Source organism: Methylacidimicrobium cyclopophantes (genome assembly GCF_902143385.2).
Taxonomy (GTDB): Bacteria; Verrucomicrobiota; Verrucomicrobiia; order Methylacidiphilales; family Methylacidiphilaceae; genus Methylacidimicrobium; species Methylacidimicrobium cyclopophantes.
Genome location: NZ_CABFUZ020000136.1, coordinates 1 through 19,034 on the forward strand (window position 1 = coordinate 1; position 19,034 = coordinate 19,034).

General features: G+C 61.3%; 19 protein-coding genes and 1 tRNA gene. 5 read left to right on the plus strand and 15 right to left on the minus strand.

Going from position 1 to position 19,034, the window contains the following annotated elements:
• Positions 1-201: 201 nt before the first annotated feature.
• From FN369_RS06405 to FN369_RS06430, 6 genes are all read right to left on the minus strand, one after another.
• The gene (locus FN369_RS06405; protein ID WP_142525362.1) at positions 202-1,458 is read right to left on the minus strand and encodes a Glu/Leu/Phe/Val family dehydrogenase; all 1,257 of its coding nucleotides are present in this window, start codon (positions 1,456-1,458) and stop codon (positions 202-204) included.
• Between the two features lie 19 nt (positions 1,459-1,477).
• Positions 1,478-2,095, minus strand: a complete 618-nt coding sequence (locus FN369_RS06410; RefSeq protein ID WP_142525363.1) for an anthranilate synthase component II — start codon at positions 2,093-2,095, stop codon at positions 1,478-1,480.
• Between the two features lie 18 nt (positions 2,096-2,113).
• Positions 2,114-3,595, minus strand: coding sequence for an anthranilate synthase component I (gene trpE / locus FN369_RS06415; RefSeq protein WP_142525364.1), 1,482 nt, complete (start codon positions 3,593-3,595; stop codon positions 2,114-2,116).
• 85 nt (positions 3,596-3,680) lie between these two features.
• Complete coding sequence (locus FN369_RS06420; RefSeq protein ID WP_142525365.1) at positions 3,681-4,286, minus strand: energy transducer TonB; 606 nt, start codon at positions 4,284-4,286, stop codon at positions 3,681-3,683.
• Positions 4,287-4,305: 19 nt separating this feature from the next.
• Positions 4,306-4,806 carry an ExbD/TolR family protein gene (locus FN369_RS06425; RefSeq protein WP_142525366.1) on the minus strand — a complete coding sequence of 167 codons (501 nt, stop codon included), beginning with the start codon at positions 4,804-4,806 and terminating at the stop codon, positions 4,306-4,308.
• 30 nt (positions 4,807-4,836) lie between these two features.
• Entirely contained in the window at positions 4,837-5,472 is a 636-nt protein-coding gene (locus tag FN369_RS06430) for a MotA/TolQ/ExbB proton channel family protein (RefSeq protein WP_142525367.1), read from the minus strand.
• 343 nt (positions 5,473-5,815) lie between these two features.
• Here FN369_RS06430 and FN369_RS06435 point away from each other — a divergent pair, with 343 nt between their 5' ends.
• The gene (locus FN369_RS06435; RefSeq protein ID WP_142525368.1) at positions 5,816-6,589 is read left to right on the plus strand and encodes an HAD family hydrolase; all 774 of its coding nucleotides are present in this window, start codon (positions 5,816-5,818) and stop codon (positions 6,587-6,589) included.
• A 44-nt stretch (positions 6,590-6,633) separates the two neighbouring features.
• Here FN369_RS06435 and FN369_RS06440 read toward each other — a convergent pair whose 3' ends face one another.
• From FN369_RS06440 to FN369_RS06455, 4 genes are read right to left on the minus strand one after another with little or no spacing between them, the layout of a single operon-like run.
• On the minus strand, positions 6,634-7,788 hold the full coding sequence (locus tag FN369_RS06440; protein WP_178087720.1) for a glycosyltransferase family 4 protein: 1,155 nt from the start codon (positions 7,786-7,788) through the stop codon (positions 6,634-6,636).
• Positions 7,760-8,578, minus strand: a complete 819-nt coding sequence (locus tag FN369_RS06445) for a class I SAM-dependent methyltransferase (RefSeq protein WP_142525370.1) — start codon at positions 8,576-8,578, stop codon at positions 7,760-7,762. The genes FN369_RS06440 and FN369_RS06445 overlap by 29 nt, the downstream gene beginning before the upstream one ends.
• Positions 8,575-9,342, minus strand: a complete 768-nt coding sequence (locus FN369_RS06450; RefSeq protein ID WP_142525371.1) for a class I SAM-dependent methyltransferase — start codon at positions 9,340-9,342, stop codon at positions 8,575-8,577. Before FN369_RS06450 ends, FN369_RS06445 begins: the two co-directional genes overlap by 4 nt.
• On the minus strand, positions 9,335-10,720 hold the full coding sequence (locus tag FN369_RS06455; protein ID WP_246189591.1) for a mechanosensitive ion channel family protein: 1,386 nt from the start codon (positions 10,718-10,720) through the stop codon (positions 9,335-9,337). The genes FN369_RS06450 and FN369_RS06455 overlap by 8 nt, the downstream gene beginning before the upstream one ends.
• 230 nt (positions 10,721-10,950) lie before the next feature.
• Between FN369_RS06455 and FN369_RS06460 the strand changes: the two genes are divergently transcribed.
• Entirely contained in the window at positions 10,951-11,850 is a 900-nt protein-coding gene (locus FN369_RS06460; RefSeq protein WP_178087721.1) for a bestrophin family protein, read from the plus strand.
• Positions 11,851-11,855: 5 nt separating this feature from the next.
• Entirely contained in the window at positions 11,856-12,809 is a 954-nt protein-coding gene (locus tag FN369_RS06465; RefSeq protein ID WP_142525373.1) for a hypothetical protein, read from the plus strand.
• 12 nt (positions 12,810-12,821) lie between these two features.
• Here the strand turns inward: FN369_RS06465 and FN369_RS06470 are convergent, their stop codons facing one another.
• The 4 genes from FN369_RS06470 to FN369_RS06485 all read right to left on the minus strand — a co-directional run bounded on the left by FN369_RS06470 (position 12,822) and on the right by FN369_RS06485 (position 15,509).
• Complete coding sequence (locus FN369_RS06470) at positions 12,822-14,300, minus strand: tetratricopeptide repeat-containing S1 family peptidase (RefSeq protein WP_142525374.1); 1,479 nt, start codon at positions 14,298-14,300, stop codon at positions 12,822-12,824.
• Between the two features lie 64 nt (positions 14,301-14,364).
• Positions 14,365-14,437: transfer RNA gene (locus FN369_RS06475), tRNA-Lys, on the minus strand.
• A gap of 80 nt (positions 14,438-14,517) precedes the next feature.
• The gene (locus FN369_RS06480; protein WP_246189590.1) at positions 14,518-15,096 is read right to left on the minus strand and encodes a rhodanese-like domain-containing protein; all 579 of its coding nucleotides are present in this window, start codon (positions 15,094-15,096) and stop codon (positions 14,518-14,520) included.
• Positions 15,093-15,509 (minus strand): secondary thiamine-phosphate synthase enzyme YjbQ, encoded by a 417-nt coding sequence (locus FN369_RS06485; protein ID WP_142525376.1) that lies wholly within the window; start codon positions 15,507-15,509, stop codon positions 15,093-15,095. The genes FN369_RS06480 and FN369_RS06485 overlap by 4 nt, the downstream gene beginning before the upstream one ends.
• Positions 15,510-15,675: 166 nt before the next feature.
• Between FN369_RS06485 and FN369_RS06490 the strand changes: the two genes are divergently transcribed.
• Together FN369_RS06490 and FN369_RS06495 are read left to right on the plus strand one after the other, a co-directional pair.
• Positions 15,676-17,004 carry an APC family permease gene (locus FN369_RS06490; RefSeq protein ID WP_142525377.1) on the plus strand — a complete coding sequence of 443 codons (1,329 nt, stop codon included), beginning with the start codon at positions 15,676-15,678 and terminating at the stop codon, positions 17,002-17,004.
• Positions 17,001-18,110, plus strand: a complete 1,110-nt coding sequence (locus FN369_RS06495; RefSeq protein WP_142525378.1) for a hypothetical protein — start codon at positions 17,001-17,003, stop codon at positions 18,108-18,110. Before FN369_RS06490 ends, FN369_RS06495 begins: the two co-directional genes overlap by 4 nt.
• Here the strand turns inward: FN369_RS06495 and FN369_RS06500 are convergent.
• Positions 18,070-19,034 (minus strand): serine hydrolase domain-containing protein (locus tag FN369_RS06500; protein ID WP_142525379.1); only part of this gene is annotated, 965 nt, incomplete at its 5' end. The genes FN369_RS06495 and FN369_RS06500 overlap by 41 nt on opposite strands.

Here is a 19,034-nt window from a genome sequence, read left to right on the forward strand (position 1 = left end):
CTGCGGCAGGGGCGACCGCCTCTGTGGAGGGTTTTCCCGGCTCTCCCGCCTTGTCCTGACCAAGGGCGGAAAGAGAGAGAAGAGCGGTAAGCGAGAAAAAAAGGGAAAGAGCACGCACGGCCGAGCCGACTCACACAATCGAGTGCTTCTGTAAGCATCTCATGATGTTGCTCCCGAGCAAGCAAAAAGAGGATCAGGGCATCAGGGGAAGAGGCCGCGCATCTTCTTTGCTTCCGCGACACGCTCGATTCCGATCATCAATGCGGCCATCCGCAGCGAGAGATTCTGCTTTCGCGCACGCTTAAGGATCGCAGAGAGAGCTTGCGCAAGAATGCGGTAGAGGGCGTCATAGACCTCCCGCTCAGACCAGAAAAAGCTCTGCAGATCCTGCACCCATTCGAAATAGCTCACGACGACCCCGCCGGCGTTACAGAGGATATCGGGCAAAACGAAGATCTCGGGACGCTCCGCCAGCACCCTGTCCGCCTCGGGAGTGGTCGGACCATTCGCTCCTTCCGCCAGGATGTGGCACCGCAGCTTCCCCGCGATCTCCTTGGTAATCACCCGCTCCACTGCAGCCGGGATGAGGACCTCGCAGGGCTGCAGCAAGATTTCCCGCTCATCGATCGGTTCGGCTCCCGGAAACCCTCGAACTCCTCCGTGGACCGAGACGTGCTGCTGGAGCTTCACAACGTCGATTCCCTCGGCCCGATGGACGGCTCCCGTCCGATCCGAAACCCCCACGATGGTCGCCCCGGTTCGAGCGAGCTCGAGCGCCGCATGGCAACCCACATTTCCAAAGCCCTGCACGATCACCCGCAAGGGAGAAGAGAGCTTGCACAACGCCGCGGCTTGGTTGACCAAGAATGCGACCCCCCTTCCCGTGGCTTCCCGTCGCCCCAGAGAGCCACCGATCCGAACCGGCTTCCCGGTGACGATCTCCGGCACGGCGTAGCCGGCATGGGTGGAGTAGGTGTCCATCATCCATGCCATGACCTGTTCGTTGGTTCCCAGATCCGGCGCGGGAATGTCGGATCGGGATCCAATGAACGAGATCAGCTCCTGGGTGTATCTCCGCGTCAGCGCCTCGCATTCCCTCCGGCTCAACTTTTCCGGATCGCAGGCGACTCCCCCCTTGGCGCCTCCGTACGGAAGTTGCATGAGAGCGCACTTCCAACTCATCCACATCGCGAGAGCGGATACCTCGCCCATGTCGACGCTCGGAGCATACCGAATCCCTCCCTTGGTGGGCCCCAGCGAGAGATGATGCTGAACACGATACCCGTTGAAGACGACGACCTCCCCCGAATCCATTCGAACCGGAACCGCGACGGCCACCAGCCGCTTCGGCCATTTGGTCCGCTCCCTCAGGTTCTGCGGCAGCTCGAGCAGATCGGCCGCCTGATCGAACTGCTCGCAGGCCATCGCAAACGTGGGGTTTTGCAGAAGAAAGCGCATGCCGAAAACCCGCCTCGACTTACCGCGAGGCTGCCTTTCCCGGGCTCTCCCTGGCAATGCGGCGGGCTTCGGGACGCAGGTTCAGGAAGTTTTCCAGGATCCGTTTTCCTTCCCGAGTCAGGATCGATTCCGGATGAAATTGCACCCCGTAGATCGGCAAGCTGCAATGCTCCAGGCCCATGATCTCCCCTTGATCGCTCTCCGCCGTGATCCGCAAGCATTCAGGAAGAGTCTCCCGCTCCACCAAAAGGGAGTGGTAGCGAGTCGCCTCGAAGGGAGAGGGAATTCCAGAAAAGATGCCTTGCCCCCGATGGAGGATCGGCGATGTCTTTCCGTGCATCAACCGAGCGGCACGGACGACCCGACCTCCGAAGACCTCGCCGATGCATTGATGCCCCAGGCAGACCCCGAGAATGGGGAAGCTCGCCCCCAGCGAACGGATCACGTCGCAACAGATCCCGGCTTCCTTCGGCGTTTTCGGGCCCGGGGAGAGGACGATCCAATCCGGAGCCAGACGGGCGATGGCTTCGACTTCGATGGCGTCATGGCGAAAGACGACCGGATCCTCCCCCAATTCGCCGAAGTACTGGACGAGATTGTAGGTGAAGGAGTCGTAATTATCGATGACCAAGAGCATCTTTGCGAATGCTCCAAGCTACCGGAGGGAATTTGCCAGGGCAAGAGCCTTCAAGCCCGCCTTGGCTTTGTTCAACGATTCGCGATACTCTCCCCACGGGGTCGAATCCGCTACCAGACCGCCTCCCGCTTGCAGGAACGCTTTCCCCCGCTGCAAAAGCACGGTCCGAATGGCAATGCAGGAGTCGAAAGCCCCGGAAAATCCGAAGTAGCCCACTACGCCGGCATAGGGTCCCCGTTCGGTCGGCTCAAGCTCCGCGATGATCTGCATCGCCCGGACCTTGGGAGCGCCCGTAACCGTCCCGGCCGGGAAGGTGGCCCGAAGGACATCGAAAGGGTTCTTTCCCGGCTGCAGACGTCCCTCCACGCTGGAAACGATGTGCAGAACATGACTGTACTTCTCCACGACGAGGAAATCGGCCACCCGCACGGAATCGTAGGAGCAGACGCGCCCGAGGTCGTTGCGGGCCAGGTCCAGGAGCATGACATGCTCGGCGCGTTCCTTGGGATCGGAGAGGAGCTCTTCGACGACCGACTCTTCTTCCCGCGGATTTTCGGGCCGAGGACGGGTTCCCGCAATCGGCCGCATCAGCGCTTTCCCTTCCCGGCAGCGCACATGCACTTCCGGCGAGGAGCCCACCAGGGAAAAGTCGCCGAGGCGCAAACAGAACATGTAAGGGGACGGATTCACCAGCCGCAACGCCCGGTAGAGATCGAGCGGGTCTCCGCGAAATTCTACTTCGAGCCTCTGCGAGGGGACGACCTGAAAGATATCTCCTGCACGAATATACTCGGCCATCCGTTCCGTCATCCGGACATACTCTTCCGGCGTCATGTTGGCCCTAAAAGGGAGGTCCCCCACGGCTTCCGGCCGAAGGAGCGAAGGTCGCTGGACCCCGTGGCTGAGCGTCGCTTGCATCCGGTCGAGCCGCTCCGTCGCTTCGAGGTAGGCGGCATCGGGGTCTCCCTCGACCCACGCATGGGCGACGAGCTTGATCCGCCGTTCATGATGGTCGAATACCATTACGCTGTCGGCCAGGAGGAAGAGCAGATCCGGAGTATGGAGATCCGCACAACGCGCGCGAGGGATCGCGGGTTCGAAATAGGTAGCCGCTTCGTAGCCGAGGAAGCCCACGGCTCCTCCGCTAAAAAAAGGAAGCTCTTCGACGCAAACGGGCTGAAACCGGCCCATCAGTCGCTCCAGCTCCCGCAACGGATCCCCCCGGCAGGGGCCCTCCTCCCTCCGCCCGTCCCGATGGTCGATGCGCATCCTGCCATCCCGAACGGTCAAAACAAGAAGGGGATCCACTCCGAGAAAGGAGTAACGTCCGAAGCGCCCGGCTTCCGCCGACTCCAAAAGAAAGGCGTAAGGACGATCCGAGCCCAATTTCGCATAGGCCGAAACGGGCGTGTCTAGATCGGCGACGATCTCCCGGTAGACGGGGATCAGGTTGCCCCTTTCCGCCAGCTCTAGAAAAGCCTTCCGCTCCGGGGTGAACACGGCTTCAGGCTATCCGGACCCGATCGGATGCACAAGGCTAGCCTGCGCGGAGAAACCGCGAGCCGGCTCCTCGTCCGATTTCGTCCTATTTTTTGAGGACGAAGTTGACCGGAACGTCGGCATTGATCGGGACCGCTATGGGACCCATGCGGGCCGGACGGAACCTCCACCGACGGACCGCTTCGAGCGCCGCTTGATCCAATTCGCTGTAACCGGAGCTGTGGAGAAGATCGACCGATTCGGGCTTTCCCTCCGCCGAGACATGCACGCGGAGAATCACCCGCCCTTGATGCCCTGCCGCTCTGGCGGAGGCGGGGTATGCGGGTGGCGGATTCCGCAAATAATCGGGCACCGCCATTTGCACGCCCCTGCTCGCGACGCTGGGAGGTCCCGTAGGCCCGGGCGCCTTTCGGACCACCGGCCGGGGCTTGACGACTGGGGCCGGAGGTGCGGGCTTTGCTTCCGGGGTCGGGAGCGCCATCTCCTCCGGGGGAGGGGGAGGCGGCGGCGGAGTCGGCTCCGGTGGGGCCGGTTCGGGGGCCGGTGGCTCGGCCAGGTCCACCTCGGTCGCGCTCACTCCCCCCTGGATCCCGTATTCCATCCGCTGGATGAAAAAGAGCCCGACTACGAAGAGAATCGTCCCGTGGAAAAGGAGGGAGACCAGGTAGCCGATATAGTCGTTTCTTTCCATGGCTTGCCGTTACCGTTGGCTAATTGTGTTGGGGTTGTGTCGATTGGCTCTGCTGGGGAGCCGGCCTCGATTGCGCCGTCGGCGCGTTTCCGGCCGGAGCGCCGGAGCCTGTTGGTTTTGTCTTGGTCGTTTGAATCGCGATCCGGCCGATCCCGAGCTTCCGACCCTCATCGATCACTTGAATGACTCGCTCGAAGGGCGCATCGGACTCTCCCGTCACGAAAACCTTGGGATCCGGATTCGCCGCTTTCAGTTGCGCAAGCCTCTTGGCGATATCGGCCGCCGGCACCTTTTCCTTGCCCACGGAATAATCTCCGTTGGCGAGCACCGTGACGATCATCTGATCATTCGGGTTCTGAGTCACCGTGGTCGTACCCTGGGGCAGACGAATCGAGATCGCCTCGTTCTTGGTCATCGAAAGAGAGACGATCATGAACGTGGCCAAGAGGAAGAACATCACGTCGATGAACGGGATGATTTCCAGCCTCGGCCGGTGGCGATCCTGCAAGACGACGCGCATGAAGGGAACTTCTCCTGGAGATCCGGGCTGCTAGGCGGCTCGATCGAGCGCGAATGCTTCCGATCCCTTCCGGGCCAGCAACATCTCCAAACGGGTCGCAGAGGCCTCGATCTGCCGGCGCACCTTTTCGGCCCGAGCATTCAAAAAGTTGAGAGGCACGATCGCCACGATCGCGACCCCCAAGCCGAAGCAGACCGCCAACAGAGATTCGGCGACCCCGCCGGTGATCGCCGCCTGCTTCCCGGCGAGCTCCCCGCCTCCCACGAGACTGAAGGCCCGCATCATTCCTGTAACGGTTCCCAAGAGGCCGAGGAGCGGACCGAGCGTGACCGCGGTATCGAGCACCACAAGCCCTCGATGATACCTATGAAGTAGGTCGCTGGCTCCTTCGGACAAAGCTTCGGTAAGAGAGCTGTCGCGATGGCGCAGCCCTTCGCCCAATACCTGCGCGACCGGATCCTTGGATCGGCTTGCTACCGCGACGGCTTCGTCGATCGCGCCCCGCTCCACGAGATCGAAGATCGTGCGAACCGCTTTCGGCTCCTTTTGGAGTCTCGCGCGCAAAACGAAGACGCCCCTCTCCACCAGGACGATCGTCGTGATTACGGCGAGAAGCGCGATCGGCCACATGATCGGTCCGCCTTTAAAGAAAAGCTCCAACAGCATGATTATCTCCTTCTTGTCCGTTCTCTGCGACTCGCTCCGACTCTCATCGATTTCCTTGATCGACGCGGGCCGCCCTTCTCGAGATGAGGATCATCTTGCGAAATCGATGTTGCTTCGCGCTAATTTAACCAATCGAAGTCGAGAATGAATGTTACAATTTCGTGACATTATTCCCGTTCCGCAATCTCTTCCCGACCTGCATCTTGCTTACGGCTACCGATTGGATTTGTGCCTCGTCCGATCTCTCTTCGCCCGATCGGTCGATGCGGGAGGAGCTTTTGCGCGGAGCTCGGGCTTGTGCTAAAGAGCGGATGCGTCTGCTACTTTCCGCTCGAGGAGACTCATGGCCCTACGACTCGTTTGCACCGATTTCGACGGAACGCTCCTTCCCGGCATCGAGGAGGAAAACCGTTCGATCTCTTCCGAGTTTTTTGCTTGCCTGGATCGGTTGCGGAAGCAGGAAGGGGCCGTTTGGGTCATCAACACCGGTCGGCCTTGGGAAAGCCTGCGGCTCGAATTCGAGCAGCGGGGTTTCCCCTACTGGCCCGACTGGGTCGTCCTGGGAGAACGGGAAGTCTATCGGATCGACCGCCGGATCCCGATTCCCCATCGAGCATGGAATCAACGCAGCGCGGAGCTCCATCGACACCTTTTCGCTGCCACGCTCCCGCTCTGGAAAAGGCTGCGCCAATTTCTTCGGCACGAGACGAAGGCCGTCTATCAGGATGCCGAATGGTCCCCTTTGGAAATCCTGGCTTCGGACGCCGCCGAAGCCGACCGGATCCACGCAACCATTCTCGATTGGATTGCTTCCTTTCCCGATCTCTCCGTGCAGCGCAACTTCGAGGGCTTTCGCTTCTCCCATCGGGAAATTCATAAGGGGAGCGCGTTGGAAGCGGTGCAAAAGGAGATCGGCTTCGACGCCTCCTCCACGCTGGCCGCCGGGGACCATCACAACGACCTCCCCATGCTCGATCGGCGCTATGCCGCCTTCTTGACCTGTCCGGCGAATGCCATTCCCGAAGTAAAAGCGCGCGTGCGTGACCAGGGCGGATATCTAGCGGGGCTTCCGGCTTCCCGGGGAATTGCCCAAGCGCTCTCTCGGTTCGGCATCTGATCCGCCCGATGGCGGAAAGAGAGGGATTGCGCGGCCTCCGCCCTTCATTGGGCTTTCCGACTCAGGCAGCGGCGGTAGACCGCGGCGGTCGCATCGGCGGCCGCTTCCCACGAATAGGCCCGAGCCGCTCGGGCCGCTTGAGAAGCGCACTTCTCCCTTGCCACCGGGTTCCGGATCCACTGCTCCATGGCCCGGCTCGCTCCGAGACAATCCATCGGATCTTCGATCAGCTGCCTTCCCTCTTCGGGAAGAATTTCCCTGGCGGGGACCCGTCCGCTGAGGATCACCGGCAACCCCGAGGCCGCTGCCTCCAAAACCACGGTACCGAAACTTTCGAAGCGGGAGAGGAAGATGAGAAAATCCGCACTCTGGAAATAGAGCTCCCTACCATCGCCGATCTCCCCGAGAAAGGCGACGTCGTCCACCTTCAGGCCCAAGTCGATCATTTCCTGAAACCACCATTCTTTTTTCCGGTCGCTGCCCATCACCAGCAGCCGAGCGGGATAGCCCCGCTGCCGGAGGAGGCTGAGGGCTTGGAACGTGGTCCGCAGACCTTTGTGGCTCCAATTGTTTCCGACGAAAAGGCCGATCGGATCGGTCCTTTTCCACCCGAAGCGTCCCGCCAGCTCGGCCCGACCCGCCGCGCGTTCCTCCGGGCCGGGAGGAGCAAAGCGCCGGACATCGACCCCCGGATAGAGAGTCCGAATCTCGACCGGCCTCTTGGCCAATCCGGGATACTCGTCCAGCAACCAGCCTATCGATTCCTTCGAGTTGGCCAGAACCCACCGGAGTCGATCGGAAAAGAGCAATCGCCTTTCGATGCGGCGATTGACGAGGGTCGGAAGATGCGCCCCGTTCTTTTTCTGGATTTTCGGCCAGAGCGCGACCGGCGCGCCGAAAGTGACCACGTCGGCGACGTCGAGCAATTCATGGCTATGGATCAGGTCGAATCGCTCAGCGGCCGCCACCTTCCGAACCGCAAGGCAGACGGAGAGCTTTTGGATCGACCGGGGCCATCTTCGAAAGTCGATACGGTGGAAGGCGATCCTCCCGGTCCGATCCTTCCACCTGTGGGCGAGGACGTGGATCTCGAATTCTCCCGCTTCCGCCAGCCGATCGGCCACCTCGCTGGCGAAAAGCTCGGCACCCCCGGATTCCCCGTAAAAGAGGCTAACGACGGCGATCCGAGGCCGTTTCATTGTCCCGCTCCGCATGCCGCTCGCTCGCCGAGCCCCGCAGTGCGCCGTCCTCTGCGCCGACAGGCTTCCTCGCCCAGATTATGCATGTTCTCCCCAGGAGGAGAGGCAAGGCGTTCACCGCTTTCACGTGCGGCGCGTTCTCCGGAGCAATCGTCCGGTAGCGCCTCTCCTCCTGTCGATAGGCGATCCCCCCGAAAATCCGAATGGGCAGGTAGAGGAGGACCAGAGAGAAGAGGGAGGAGCGCTGCCAGCGATCGACCGTCAGGCCGAGCTCCGTGAAGCCCGCCTCGTGCAGTGCGTGGGCGAGGTGGAAATAGTGCACCGGGGTTATATGACCGTCGGTGTCGAAGCGAATCCGCTGAGAGAACGAGAGGGGTCCGAAGAGGTTCCAAAATCCGAACCAGAGGAAGCGAAGCCGCGACTTGAGGTTCAGAATGTTCGGGGTCGAGAGCACGACGATTCCCCCCGGTCGAAGTACCCGGAAAATCTCTCGAAGCAGACGGCGGTAGTCGTCGAGATGCTCGATCACCTCCGTGCAACTGACGGCATCGAAGAAGGCGCTCTCATACGGGAGTGGATCCCGATTGAGATCGGCTACGTCGACCTTCTGTCCGGGAAGCTGCATCCATTGGCCGGTGTAGTCGCAACCGAAGCTCGAGCCTCTCCAGCCGGCGCGCACCCGCCGGAGCAGCTCTCCGGTGCCGCTCCCTACATCCAAGTAGCGTCCGCCGGCCGGCAGATGGGATCGGAGCAGGGGCAGCACGGCCCGGTAGATGGCCTCTGTGCTCATTGCGCGCGCTTCGCTTCTTTTTTCGCCAAAACGATCAAGGTGCTCCCCCCGAAGAGCACCGGCCCCGATTCGGTCTCCCCCCAGCAATACTTTTCCCGTCTCTGGCGGCTTTGGAGCCTGCCGAATGCCCAAAGGAAGAAGCCTAAAGGTCCCAGGAAGACAAGCTGCTTCCATTTGATTTTGTCGCGGAAGAGCCCGAGCGTCGAAAAACCGTTCCAATCGAGCAACTGCCGGATTTCCACCCAGGTCATGAGATTCTGGTGATCGAAGCCGCTCCCACGCTCCGCAAACTCCCGAGCCGGGATATACCGATAAAAAGTTCCGCGGGCCAAGAAGTTCAGCCGTTCTTCGAGATTGCAGATGTTCGGCGTGGAAAGGATCAAATAACCTCCCGGCCGACAGACTCGGGCGATCTCCCGAATGAATTGGAACGGATTTTCGAGATGTTCGATCCCCTCGAGCGAAAGGACCAGATCGAAGAATTGATCCGGGAAGGGCAAGGGACCATTGAGGTCTGCCCGCTCCCGCCGAATCGAAGGATGGAGCCCTTCGGACTGAGCCAAATCGAGGTCCGCGCCCCATGCCGAAAAGCCGTCCCGGCGTAGCTGCTCGGCCATGGCCCCCGGCCCGAGGGGTACATCGAGCACTCTTGCGGATTGCGGCAGCGCCAGCCGGCGCAGCAGCTTCTTCACCTTTCGATGAATCTCCGGACGTGCCCTCGGCGCCAATCCCGGTCGCTCTCGTTCGTTCCCCGACTCAGCCATCGAGGAGATTGCTCCTGCTGCTTTTTTCCACGGCTTCCCACTCCGCACGGATCTTCGGAAGGCATTCCGGAAAGCGCTCCCGGACAAACGCGATCATCTCTTCCCGCACCGCGCAGCGCAAATCCCAAAGCTTCGAAGAATTTTGCGCGCTCACCAAGAGACGGACGTTCATGGTCCGCTCGGTCGCATGTGTGACTTGCGCGACCGCCACTCGGCCGTCCCAAAGGGGATTCTTCCGGCAGATCTCCAGGAGATATTTCCGCATCTCCTCCACCGGCATCGTGTAGTCCACGAAGACATGAGCCGTTCCCAAGAGCTCGCTCGAGTTTCGCGTCCAATTTTGGAAGGGATGCTCGATCAGATAGCTGATCGGGAGGACGAGGCGTATCTGATCCCAGACGGCGACCACGACATAGGTCAGCGTGATCTCTTCGATCGTCCCCCACTGCCCCTCCACTACCACGACGTCCCCCAGCCGGACGGGTTGCGTCCAAGCGATTTGCAGCCCCGCAAAGATATTGCCGATCGTCCTCTGCGCCGCCAGCCCCCCGATCACGCCGACGATACCGGCCGAGGCAAGCAGGCTCGCGCCCAAGTGACGAACCTCGGAAAAGAGCATCAACACCGACGAGAGGGTTACCAGGCCGATGAGGAAATAGAGTACTCTCGACGCAACCCGCACTTGAGTATGAATCTTTCGGGAGCGCAAATCGGCTGCCGCATCCGGAAGGCGCATCGGATGGCGCTGCAAGAGGAGATCGGCGACGGCGGCCACACACTGCCCAGCGGCAAGACCGACGAGGCCGATGGTATAAATGGCCAAAACCTTGTGGAGGATCAGCCGATAGAAATGAGGGAGAGGGAAGCTTTCTACGGCGATTAGCCCGATCGCAGGCACCAGAAAATACGCAAAGCGGGCGACCCGAGGGAAGAGAAGGAGGGCCCACTCCCCGCGGCCGATACCGGTCTTTTTCTGGATCCAGTGCAGGCTGACGGCGGCGAACCGGGCCAGAAACCACCAAAATGCCAGCGACCAGACGGCCTCCACCCCGACTACGATCGAGAGGCGCGGCAACCCTTTCCCGGTAAAGTGGCGGAGATAGTTGGAGGCCGCCAACACGATCATCACCGCGGCGGTCCCCAAGAGACCCGCTTCGAGGGGAGGGAAGATCGCGCTCAGAATCCCTTCGCGCCATCCTTCCGGCTCGCCGGGCGTCCGCCAACGAATCGGCTTCGGATGCCATCGCTTCGATAAGCCGCGCAGCAGCACGCCCAGAGCGAGGAGCGCAAAGGCGGCCGACAATTCTCCTAGAGGCAACTGCCTCCAATAGTACCCTCGAGCGTAGATTACGGCGGTCATGCGAGCGACGGAGAACACGGGGGCCAAGGGAGGCGGTCCGCTCCCTCTTCTGCGTTCAGAGCCTTGGTCTTCCCCCTCTCTCTGTCAAGAGGTTTGTCCATCCCTCAGACCGTTCTCCCCCTCGGACCGGTCGATCGACAACGCTTTGGTGCCATTGGTCAAACGAAGTATATAAGCTGCATATTCTTCTTGCGGCCCTCTTTGAGAACATGGCTCTCTTTTTCCGGAAAGCCGGCCGACCGATCCCCATGAGCTCCGTATTCGACCGCTTCTGGCACTATAGCCTAGCCCCCATCCGGAAGCCGCTACTGCTGATTCTGATCCTCTCCATCCTCGCGTATGCAAGCGACCTCCGCACGCACGTCTTGCGAGTCATCGCCATGCCGGATCAACCGCTCGCCCTAATGGGGGCGTTGATCGGCGTCGTTCTCGCCTTCCGAACCAACTTAGCGTACGCGCGCTGGTGGGAAGCGCGCATTCTCTGGGGGCATCTGACCAATGCGTCGCGTACCTGGCTGCGCCAAATCCTGAGTTTCGTCGATGGAGTCGATCCCGAAAAGGCCCGACAAATCCAAAGGGAGCTCGTTCTCCTTCAAGTCGCTTTCATCCACGCCCTCCGAATCGAATTGCGCGGGGAAGAGGCGGAACGGGAGTGGGGCGATCTCCGGCCGTTTCTCCCCTCTCCCGAACTCGAGAGCAAGCTACGCAAGCAATCGAAGGCCAGCAGCTCCCTCCTCGCCTACTTGAGCCGCCGTATATCGGAAAGCTGCGAGCGGAAGGCGCTCTCTGGTTTTCAGTTGCTCGCCCTCGATCGCACCCTGACCCGGATGGCCGACGTTCAGGGCGGCTGCGAGCGCATCCGAAACACGCCCTTCCCCCGGCAATACGATCGTTTCCTGGAAATGCTGACCTATTCCTATAGCTTTCTCCTCCCCTTCGGAATCGCCGATGAGACGGGCCTTTTTGGCATCGTCATCTCTCCCTTTGTCGCCTTCATCCTCCTGATGCTAAACCAGATCGGTCGTAATCTCGAAAACCCTTTCGAGGACAGGCTCGACTCCATTCCCCTCACCACCCTTTCCCAAAATCTCGAAAGCGAGCTCCTTCAGGAATTCGGGGATTCGGATGCTCGAGAGCGGATGGTGTAGCGTCCATGCGAAATCGATCCCACTGGGCGCGCCGCCCCCTTCCCTGGCTCGCCTTCGCTCTCCGTTGCGCGATCTTAGGACTCTTGCCGCCAAGCACTGGCGGGAGGGCCGCCGAGACTTTCTGGCCGGGGGATGAGGTGGCCGCCGAGGATTTAGAGGGGGCCGCCTTTCCCCTGACCCAGAACCGATCCCCATTCGATCGTTGGCACGAAATGACCGTGGCATCGCGCAACAGGCAGCCGCAATGGGTCACTCCCCTGATTACGATTACTCCGGACCTTGTGCAACAGGTGCGCTATGACGTCTACGACCAGACCAAGAGCAGCGGCAACAAGTCGTGGGATTTCGGCAACGGTAAGGGCATCGACTTGCTGGTCGCGCCCACCGTCCAGATCACGGTGGGGCTGCCGCAATACCTCTATTCCCCGGCCGGAGGGGGCGTCTCCGGGCTCCGTGGAGAAAACTTCGCCATCAAGGAGCGCATCCTTTCCTCTCCGGAAAACGAAGACAATTTTGTCCTCTCGGTCTACCTCGGGGCGCTCTCCCCGACCGGCACGCTCACAGCAAGGGAGCCCTCCGATCACTGGGTTTGGACCCCCATGCTCCTCTTCGGGAAAGGCTGGGGCCCCTTCGATATGATGATCAATGTCGGAACGCAATACGCCGACGGAGACAACCGAAACTTGGAGAGCGCTTTCCTCTACAACCTCGCCCTCCAATATCGCGTCGGCCTGCTCTGTCCTTCCGTCGAAATCAGCTCCGGACCGACGATCACTCGCTTCCTCGATGTGGGCACATCGGGCCTGTTTATCACCCCGCAGCTCCTCCTGGGTCCCTTTTCCGCCGGGAAGGACGTCTCCTTCGCCGGCGGGATCGGCTACCAGATCGCCCTCAATCAGGTCTCCGTTCTGGAGCAGTATGCCAACGCATGGATCCTCAGCTTCCGGATGATCTTCTAAGCACGCAGGCGCCTACCTCTTCTCCAGCGCCTCTACGAGCTTCATGCCCATCTCCCGATCGAGCTCCAAAAGCTTCGGAAGAATCTCCTCGGCCCGCTCCGTGCGCTTCAGCTCGACTGAAAGAAGGCCGAGTTCCAACCACGCCCGCGGATCCTCCGGATTGCAGTCGGCCGCCCGTTGAAATGCCATAGCAGCCTCCTCCCGTTTGCCGAGCTGCAGGTAGACTTTTCCGGCCGCCTGCCAGATCTCCCCATCGGCCGGAGCCAAATCTCGCACCTGGTCCAAGGCCGCCGACGCTTCTTGCCTCTTTTTTAAGGCGGCAGCAGCCTCAGCAACTCCCAGCCACGCCCGCGCATCCTGCGGCCCGAGGCGAACCGCTCGGCCGAAAGAGTCGGCCGCCTCCCCATATCGACCGAGCCGCAAGTCGACCTCTCCCAACTCGCGCCAAGCCTCTCTGCTGGATCGATCGAGCCGAAGAGCCTGTCGAAAAATCGTCGCGGCCTCTTCCGTTTGTCCGAGGCCCCGTTTCGCCAAACCGAAGCCGAGCCAGTTCCGGGCGTCCGACGACTTCCGGTGCAGCGCCTCCTCGAAAGCTTCCGCGGCTTTCCCATACCGGCCGCTACGCAGAAGGCCCCAGGCGGCTTCTTCCTCGCCGCCCCTTTCTCTCGAGCCCGGATCGGCGCTCGCCGAATTCACCGCATTTTCTCCCGCTGCAGAAGACCGAAGAGGCTTCCAGAGATCTGCCATCGGATTGCGGTTCGGCTTTTCCGCCACGGCTCCGCCACTCGGAGACTCGACTTGGTCGGCGACCCCACCCCCCGGCAGCACCACGACCTTGCCGATCGGAGCCACGGCGACGACCATCTTGCCCGACCCGGCTCGCAACACTCTCGCGGTTGCAACACCCAAGACTCGCCCTTCCGCTCCAATGACCGGAGCGCCGGCGTGGAGACGAGGAACCGCTCCGCTCACCGCAAACGGGAACTTCTTCCCGGAGGAGCCACGCACGAGGGAAACCGTGCCGAAGGAGATGCGGTCTTGCCCGGCCCACCGGTTCGGAACGATCGCAACGGTCTCCCCTTCGCGGACGGAGAGGGGAGAGGAGATGGAAAGGAACGGAAGATCCTTGGCGGCGAGCTGCAGCAGCTCCCGATCCTCCCGAGCATCTCTGGCCAAGATGCTCACCACCCGATAGACTCTCCCGTCCGCCGCCTGAGCCGCTAGCTCCTCGGCTCTTTTGCTCCCATGGTCATTGGTCACCAATTTCCCGTCGGCGGAGACAAGAAAACCGGAACCAGCCGGCACGGCCGTGCCCGAAGGGCTCCTTTCCAAGATTCGCATTACGGAGGGCTCTATTTTCTTGGCGAGCGAGTCCGCATCCAACGCCCGCCCATAGGAGGAAGCGGAGACAAAGCAGAGCAGAGGAACGGCCAAGAAAACAAACCGACGTCGGCGGACCGTCGACTCGCCCCCCTTGCTCACCGCGCTCATGGCTCGCTCGAAGCAGCCGCCCTCGTCGTCTCCGGGGACCCTAACCGTTTTCCATGATTCGTCGTGCCCCGGGTAGGACTCGAACCTACGACCGAGTGATTAAGAGTCACCTGCTCTACCAGCTGAGCTACCGAGGCAGACTGGACGAAGAAGCTATAAAAAAACACCTAGACCAGCGCGGCGGCAAAGACAACTCTCTTTTGCACCGTCCGTATCTTCAAAAGACCGGGCCGCTCAAGTCGAAAAGCGAGACCGACCGATGCTCCTTCTTGAGAAGCTGGCCCCAATAGGAATCGGAAGGATGGACAACCAGGACCTGCTTCTCTCCCCGGTAGAGGGGTCTTCCTTCGTTGGCCCACTTGAAGATCGAGCCCTCCAAGTATTTCACATCGATATATCCCGCCTGCAGAAGCCGGCGCGCAAAGGAAGCGGCCCGGAACCCGACGGAGTCATAGACCACGATCGGTTGATCTTTCCGAAAGCCACGGAAAGATGTCCCGATCCGTTCGTTCGGAGAAACCCGAATTGCTCCCTTCAAGTGGCTGACGTCGTACTCGTCGATGGTCCGGACATCGAGCAAGACGGGATATGCCTGCCGGGCGTTTTCGAGCTCCTTGGCCAGCTCTTCGGTGGAAATCCTCGGAACGTCGGGAAAGCGGTCATGAATCGCCGGCAGGACTCGATCCCAAGAAAGCTCGGGAGGAGGGCCGACCAAGCTGCATCCGCAGAGGAATCCGGCCAGAACAAGCCACGCCGTGCGCAGAGCAAAGGCTTCGGTCGGAGGTTTCGTTCTCACTCCCCCACGATCTTTACGAGGATGCGCTTGCGCCGTTTCCCATCGAATTCGCCATAAAAGATCTGTTCCCATGGCCCCAGATCGAGCCGGCCCGCGGTAACCGCCACCACTACCTCTCGGCCCATGATCGTCCGCTTCAGATGGGCATCCGCGTTGTCTTCCCCCACGTTGTGTCGATATTGAGAATGGGGATGCTCGGGAGCCAACTTCTCCAGCCAACGTTCCAAATCCTCGTGGAGTCCGCGTTCGTCATCGTTGATGAAGACGCTGGCGGTGATGTGCATCGCGTTGCAGAGGAGTAGGCCCTCTTGGATTCCGCTTTTTTGGAGGCAATTCTCCAGCTGCCCGGTAATGTTCACGAAGGCGCGCCGAGTCGGTAGCTCGAACCAGAGTTCCTCGCGAAAGCTTTTCATCGACTCGGAATCCGTCGCTCACCGCCTTTTACAGGAACGCGCGGGGAGTACATCCGATAGGAAAACTCCTTTTACCAGCGTTTTCCGCCATTGCAAGCCCGTCCGAGATTCCTCGTAGGCTTTGGATTGACTGCCAGCGGCTTCTGCTTCTTTCCTGGGTGACGCCATGGAAGATTCTTCCGGCACGAGTCGCATCCCCCTCCGGACCGCGGTCTTTCTGGTCGTCGGGAACATGGTCGGAACCGGCGTTTTCACCAGCCTCGGATTTCAGCTCGAAAATCTCTCCACGCCCTTCGCAATCTCTTTCCTCTGGCTTCTAGGCGGAGTTGCCACCCTCTGCGGGGCTCTTGCCTACGGAGAACTCTCCGCCGCCATTCCCCGATCCGGGGGGGAATACAGCTTGCTGCGCCGGATCTATCATCCGGCCGTCGGTTTCCTCGCCGCCTTTCTTTCCTCGACCGTAGGATTCGGCGCGCCCATCGCCCTCGCTTCCATGGCCTTTGGCGCCTATGCTTCCGCCGCCTTCCCCGGCTCCTCCCCGAAGTGGCTCGCCTGGACGATCGCCACCTTGGTCACCCTCCTCCAACTGGGACGGGTGGACATTCGCGCCCGTTTTCAAGAAGCGGCGACCGGACTCAAGATTCTCCTGATCCTTCTGCTCTCCGTTTCGGCTTTCCTGCTTGCGCAGGGACAGCCCGTCTCCTTCGCTCCGACCTTTCCCGCGCTGCGCGAGATGGCGGGCGCTCCCTTTGCCGCCAGCCTCGTCTACGTCATGTATTCCTATTCGGGTTGGAACGCCTCCGTCTACATCGCCGAAGAGGTCCGCAACCCGCAGCGAACCATTCCCCTTTCTCTGGCAATCGGCTCTACGATCGTCACCGTCCTCTACGTGGGGCTCAACGCCGCCTTTCTCCATGCGGCTCCCATCGCCCAGATGCGGGGGATCATTGAGGTCGGGATGATTGCCGGCCGTTATATCTTCGGGGAATACGGCGGACGGATCGTCGCCGGAGCGATTTCGCTCGGACTGCTCTCCTCGATCGCCGCCATGACCTGGATGGGTCCGCGCGTCACCATGGCGTTGGGGGAAGACTACGCCGCTCTCCGGTGGCTCTCTCGCCGCAACTCGGCGGGAGTTCCCTCCCGCGCCCTTCTCTTCCAGTATGGAGTCGTCGTCCTGCTTCTGGCGACTGGGACCTTCGCTCAGATCCTCACCTATATCCAATTCACCCTCACCCTTTCGTGGTTCGCAACCGTATTGGGCGTCTTCGTCCTCCGCTGGAAAGAGCCCCTTTTGCCCAGACCCTATCGCGCCTGGGGCTATCCATGGACACCCGTGGTATTCCTCGCGGTCTGCCTCTGGATGCTCTGGGATCTCTTTCGGATGATGCCGAAGGAATCTCTGGCCGGGCTCGCCACCCTTCTTTTCGGCCTGCCCCTATACGCTCTGGTGCAACGGGGAGGTCCTCCGGCAACCCGTCCCTCTTCCCTATGATGAAACCCGGCTCCGCCCACCTCTTCCTGGTCGCCGCCTTGCTCTGGACGCCCATCGTCCGATCCGCCGCCCAACCGCAAGCACCGCCTACGGAGTTGGACGAGGCCGCCCGGTTCCTTGCGGGCATCCATCCGGGTCCGGGATCGCCCTTGGAAAGCCTCGCAGCACGTCCTTCCTGGCAAGAGCATGCCAAGGAGATGGACAGACTCTGGGAATACTTCCGCCATTTCCAGCTCGACCCGATCCGCCAGTGGTCCGCCCAATTCCTGGAAACGTCCTTCTCGTCGAGCAACCCGGTCTTCTATCCCTTCAGCGGCCCCGACGCGATCTATCCTCGCTGCTTTTTCCCGCGCGCCTCGATCTACGTGTTGGCTTCCCGGGAGGAACCCGGTCTCCCCCCCTCGTTCGGGCGCCTGCTCTCCTCCAACCTGGATGGAGAGCTCCCTCGTATTCGTCAGTCCCTGCAATGGCTTCTCCAATGGAGCTTTTCCGTCACGAAGGAGACGCGTCGACTAACGGCCTCATCGGTTTTGGGCGGGCTCCTTCCGCTCTATTCGGTGCTCCTGGTTCGGGATGGCTGCCGTCTCCTCTCGGTCGAACGCGGCGGGGCCGGAGGGGCCGTCTCCCTTCTTTTCCTGGGACCGGAAGGGCGCGAGCAACGGCTCTCCTACTTTCCAGTAAATTTGGAGGACGGATCGCTCGCAGCCAGCGGCCTCCCCCGTTACCTCGGGAACATACCCAGGGGACCGACTTTGCTCAAGGCCGCCTCCTACCTGCTGCACGGCAACGGCTTCTCCCAATTGCGCGGGTTGATTCTCACCCGCAGCACGCTGGTGCTCCAGGACGATTCGGGAATCCCGATCCGGTTCTTTTCCTCGGGCTGGAACCTCCGCTTTTTCGGCCTCTACCGCGGTCCGATCCTAATCTTCCGCGAATTCTATCAGCCGGATCTGGCGGCGATGACCGCCAATGCCCACCCCCCTCCGCTTCCCTTCGCCTTCGGCTACCGATGGAAAGCGGAGGAAGCCTCCCTCGTCGTCGCGACGAGAAGTCCCAGACTCCCGCCTACCTCCGCGCGGAACTCGAGGAATCCGAACCCGCCGTGAGTCGCTCCGCGGCTCGCGCTCCCGGCAGGAGCAGACGCAGAAAATCTCCGTCGGAAAAGGAATAGCTAAATCCTTGGCGGACTACGATCCACCCTCGGGACGGAATGACATAGAGGCGTTGGCCGTGCGAGCCGATCGCCGCCACCAGATCCGTCGGGCCATCGCGCCAGAGGCAGGCATTGTGCCAATCTTGGCTCCTCCACGGCCGAGAGAGCATCTCCTCGACGTTCACCTCGCGCGCACCCGGGAAGGCGGCGGCGCGATTGTTCCAAAACCCCATCCCGAAAGCGGAGTTGACCGGCGATCCGCGAAGCGCTTCCTCCAAGATCTCCGGCCGAACGACGGGCGATCCGCGATGTACCAGAACGTTGCCGATCGCGGCCCATTGTCGCGCCCGCAAAAGAAAGCCGGTCGCCAAGAGCGGATTGCCGGACCCGTCTTCCAAGTACCGCTGTCGGCCCAGCCCCAGCGGATAGAGCACGCGGGTTTCCAGGAAATGGGTCGGCGTCTCCCGGTGCGGCAGCAGGCGTCTCCGAAAAAACTCGTGGAACACCTGGAGAGAAGCCGGACCATAGAGGAATGCCCTTCCGGGACGGGCCAGCAGGGGCAAAAAGAGAGAGCGAACATTTCGATTCTCGAAGCTCTCGGTGTGCAGGAAGAAGCCCGGATCGAGACCGCTGGTGAAGTTCAAAAGCTCTCGGACGGTGATGCTCCGTTTGACGGGATCGACGCGCCACTCTTCGAGCGTCTCCGAAACGGGGGAGTCGAGAGAGAATAGCCCCTCCTGGACGGCGCGCAACGCCGCCAGAATCCAAAACCCCTTGGTGCCGCTGAAGATTCGCCGCCTGCCGTCCGAAGGAGCTCCTCCCGCATCCTCCTCCCATCGAAGCTTTCCCCACTCCAGCACCAGCAGAGACGACCCGC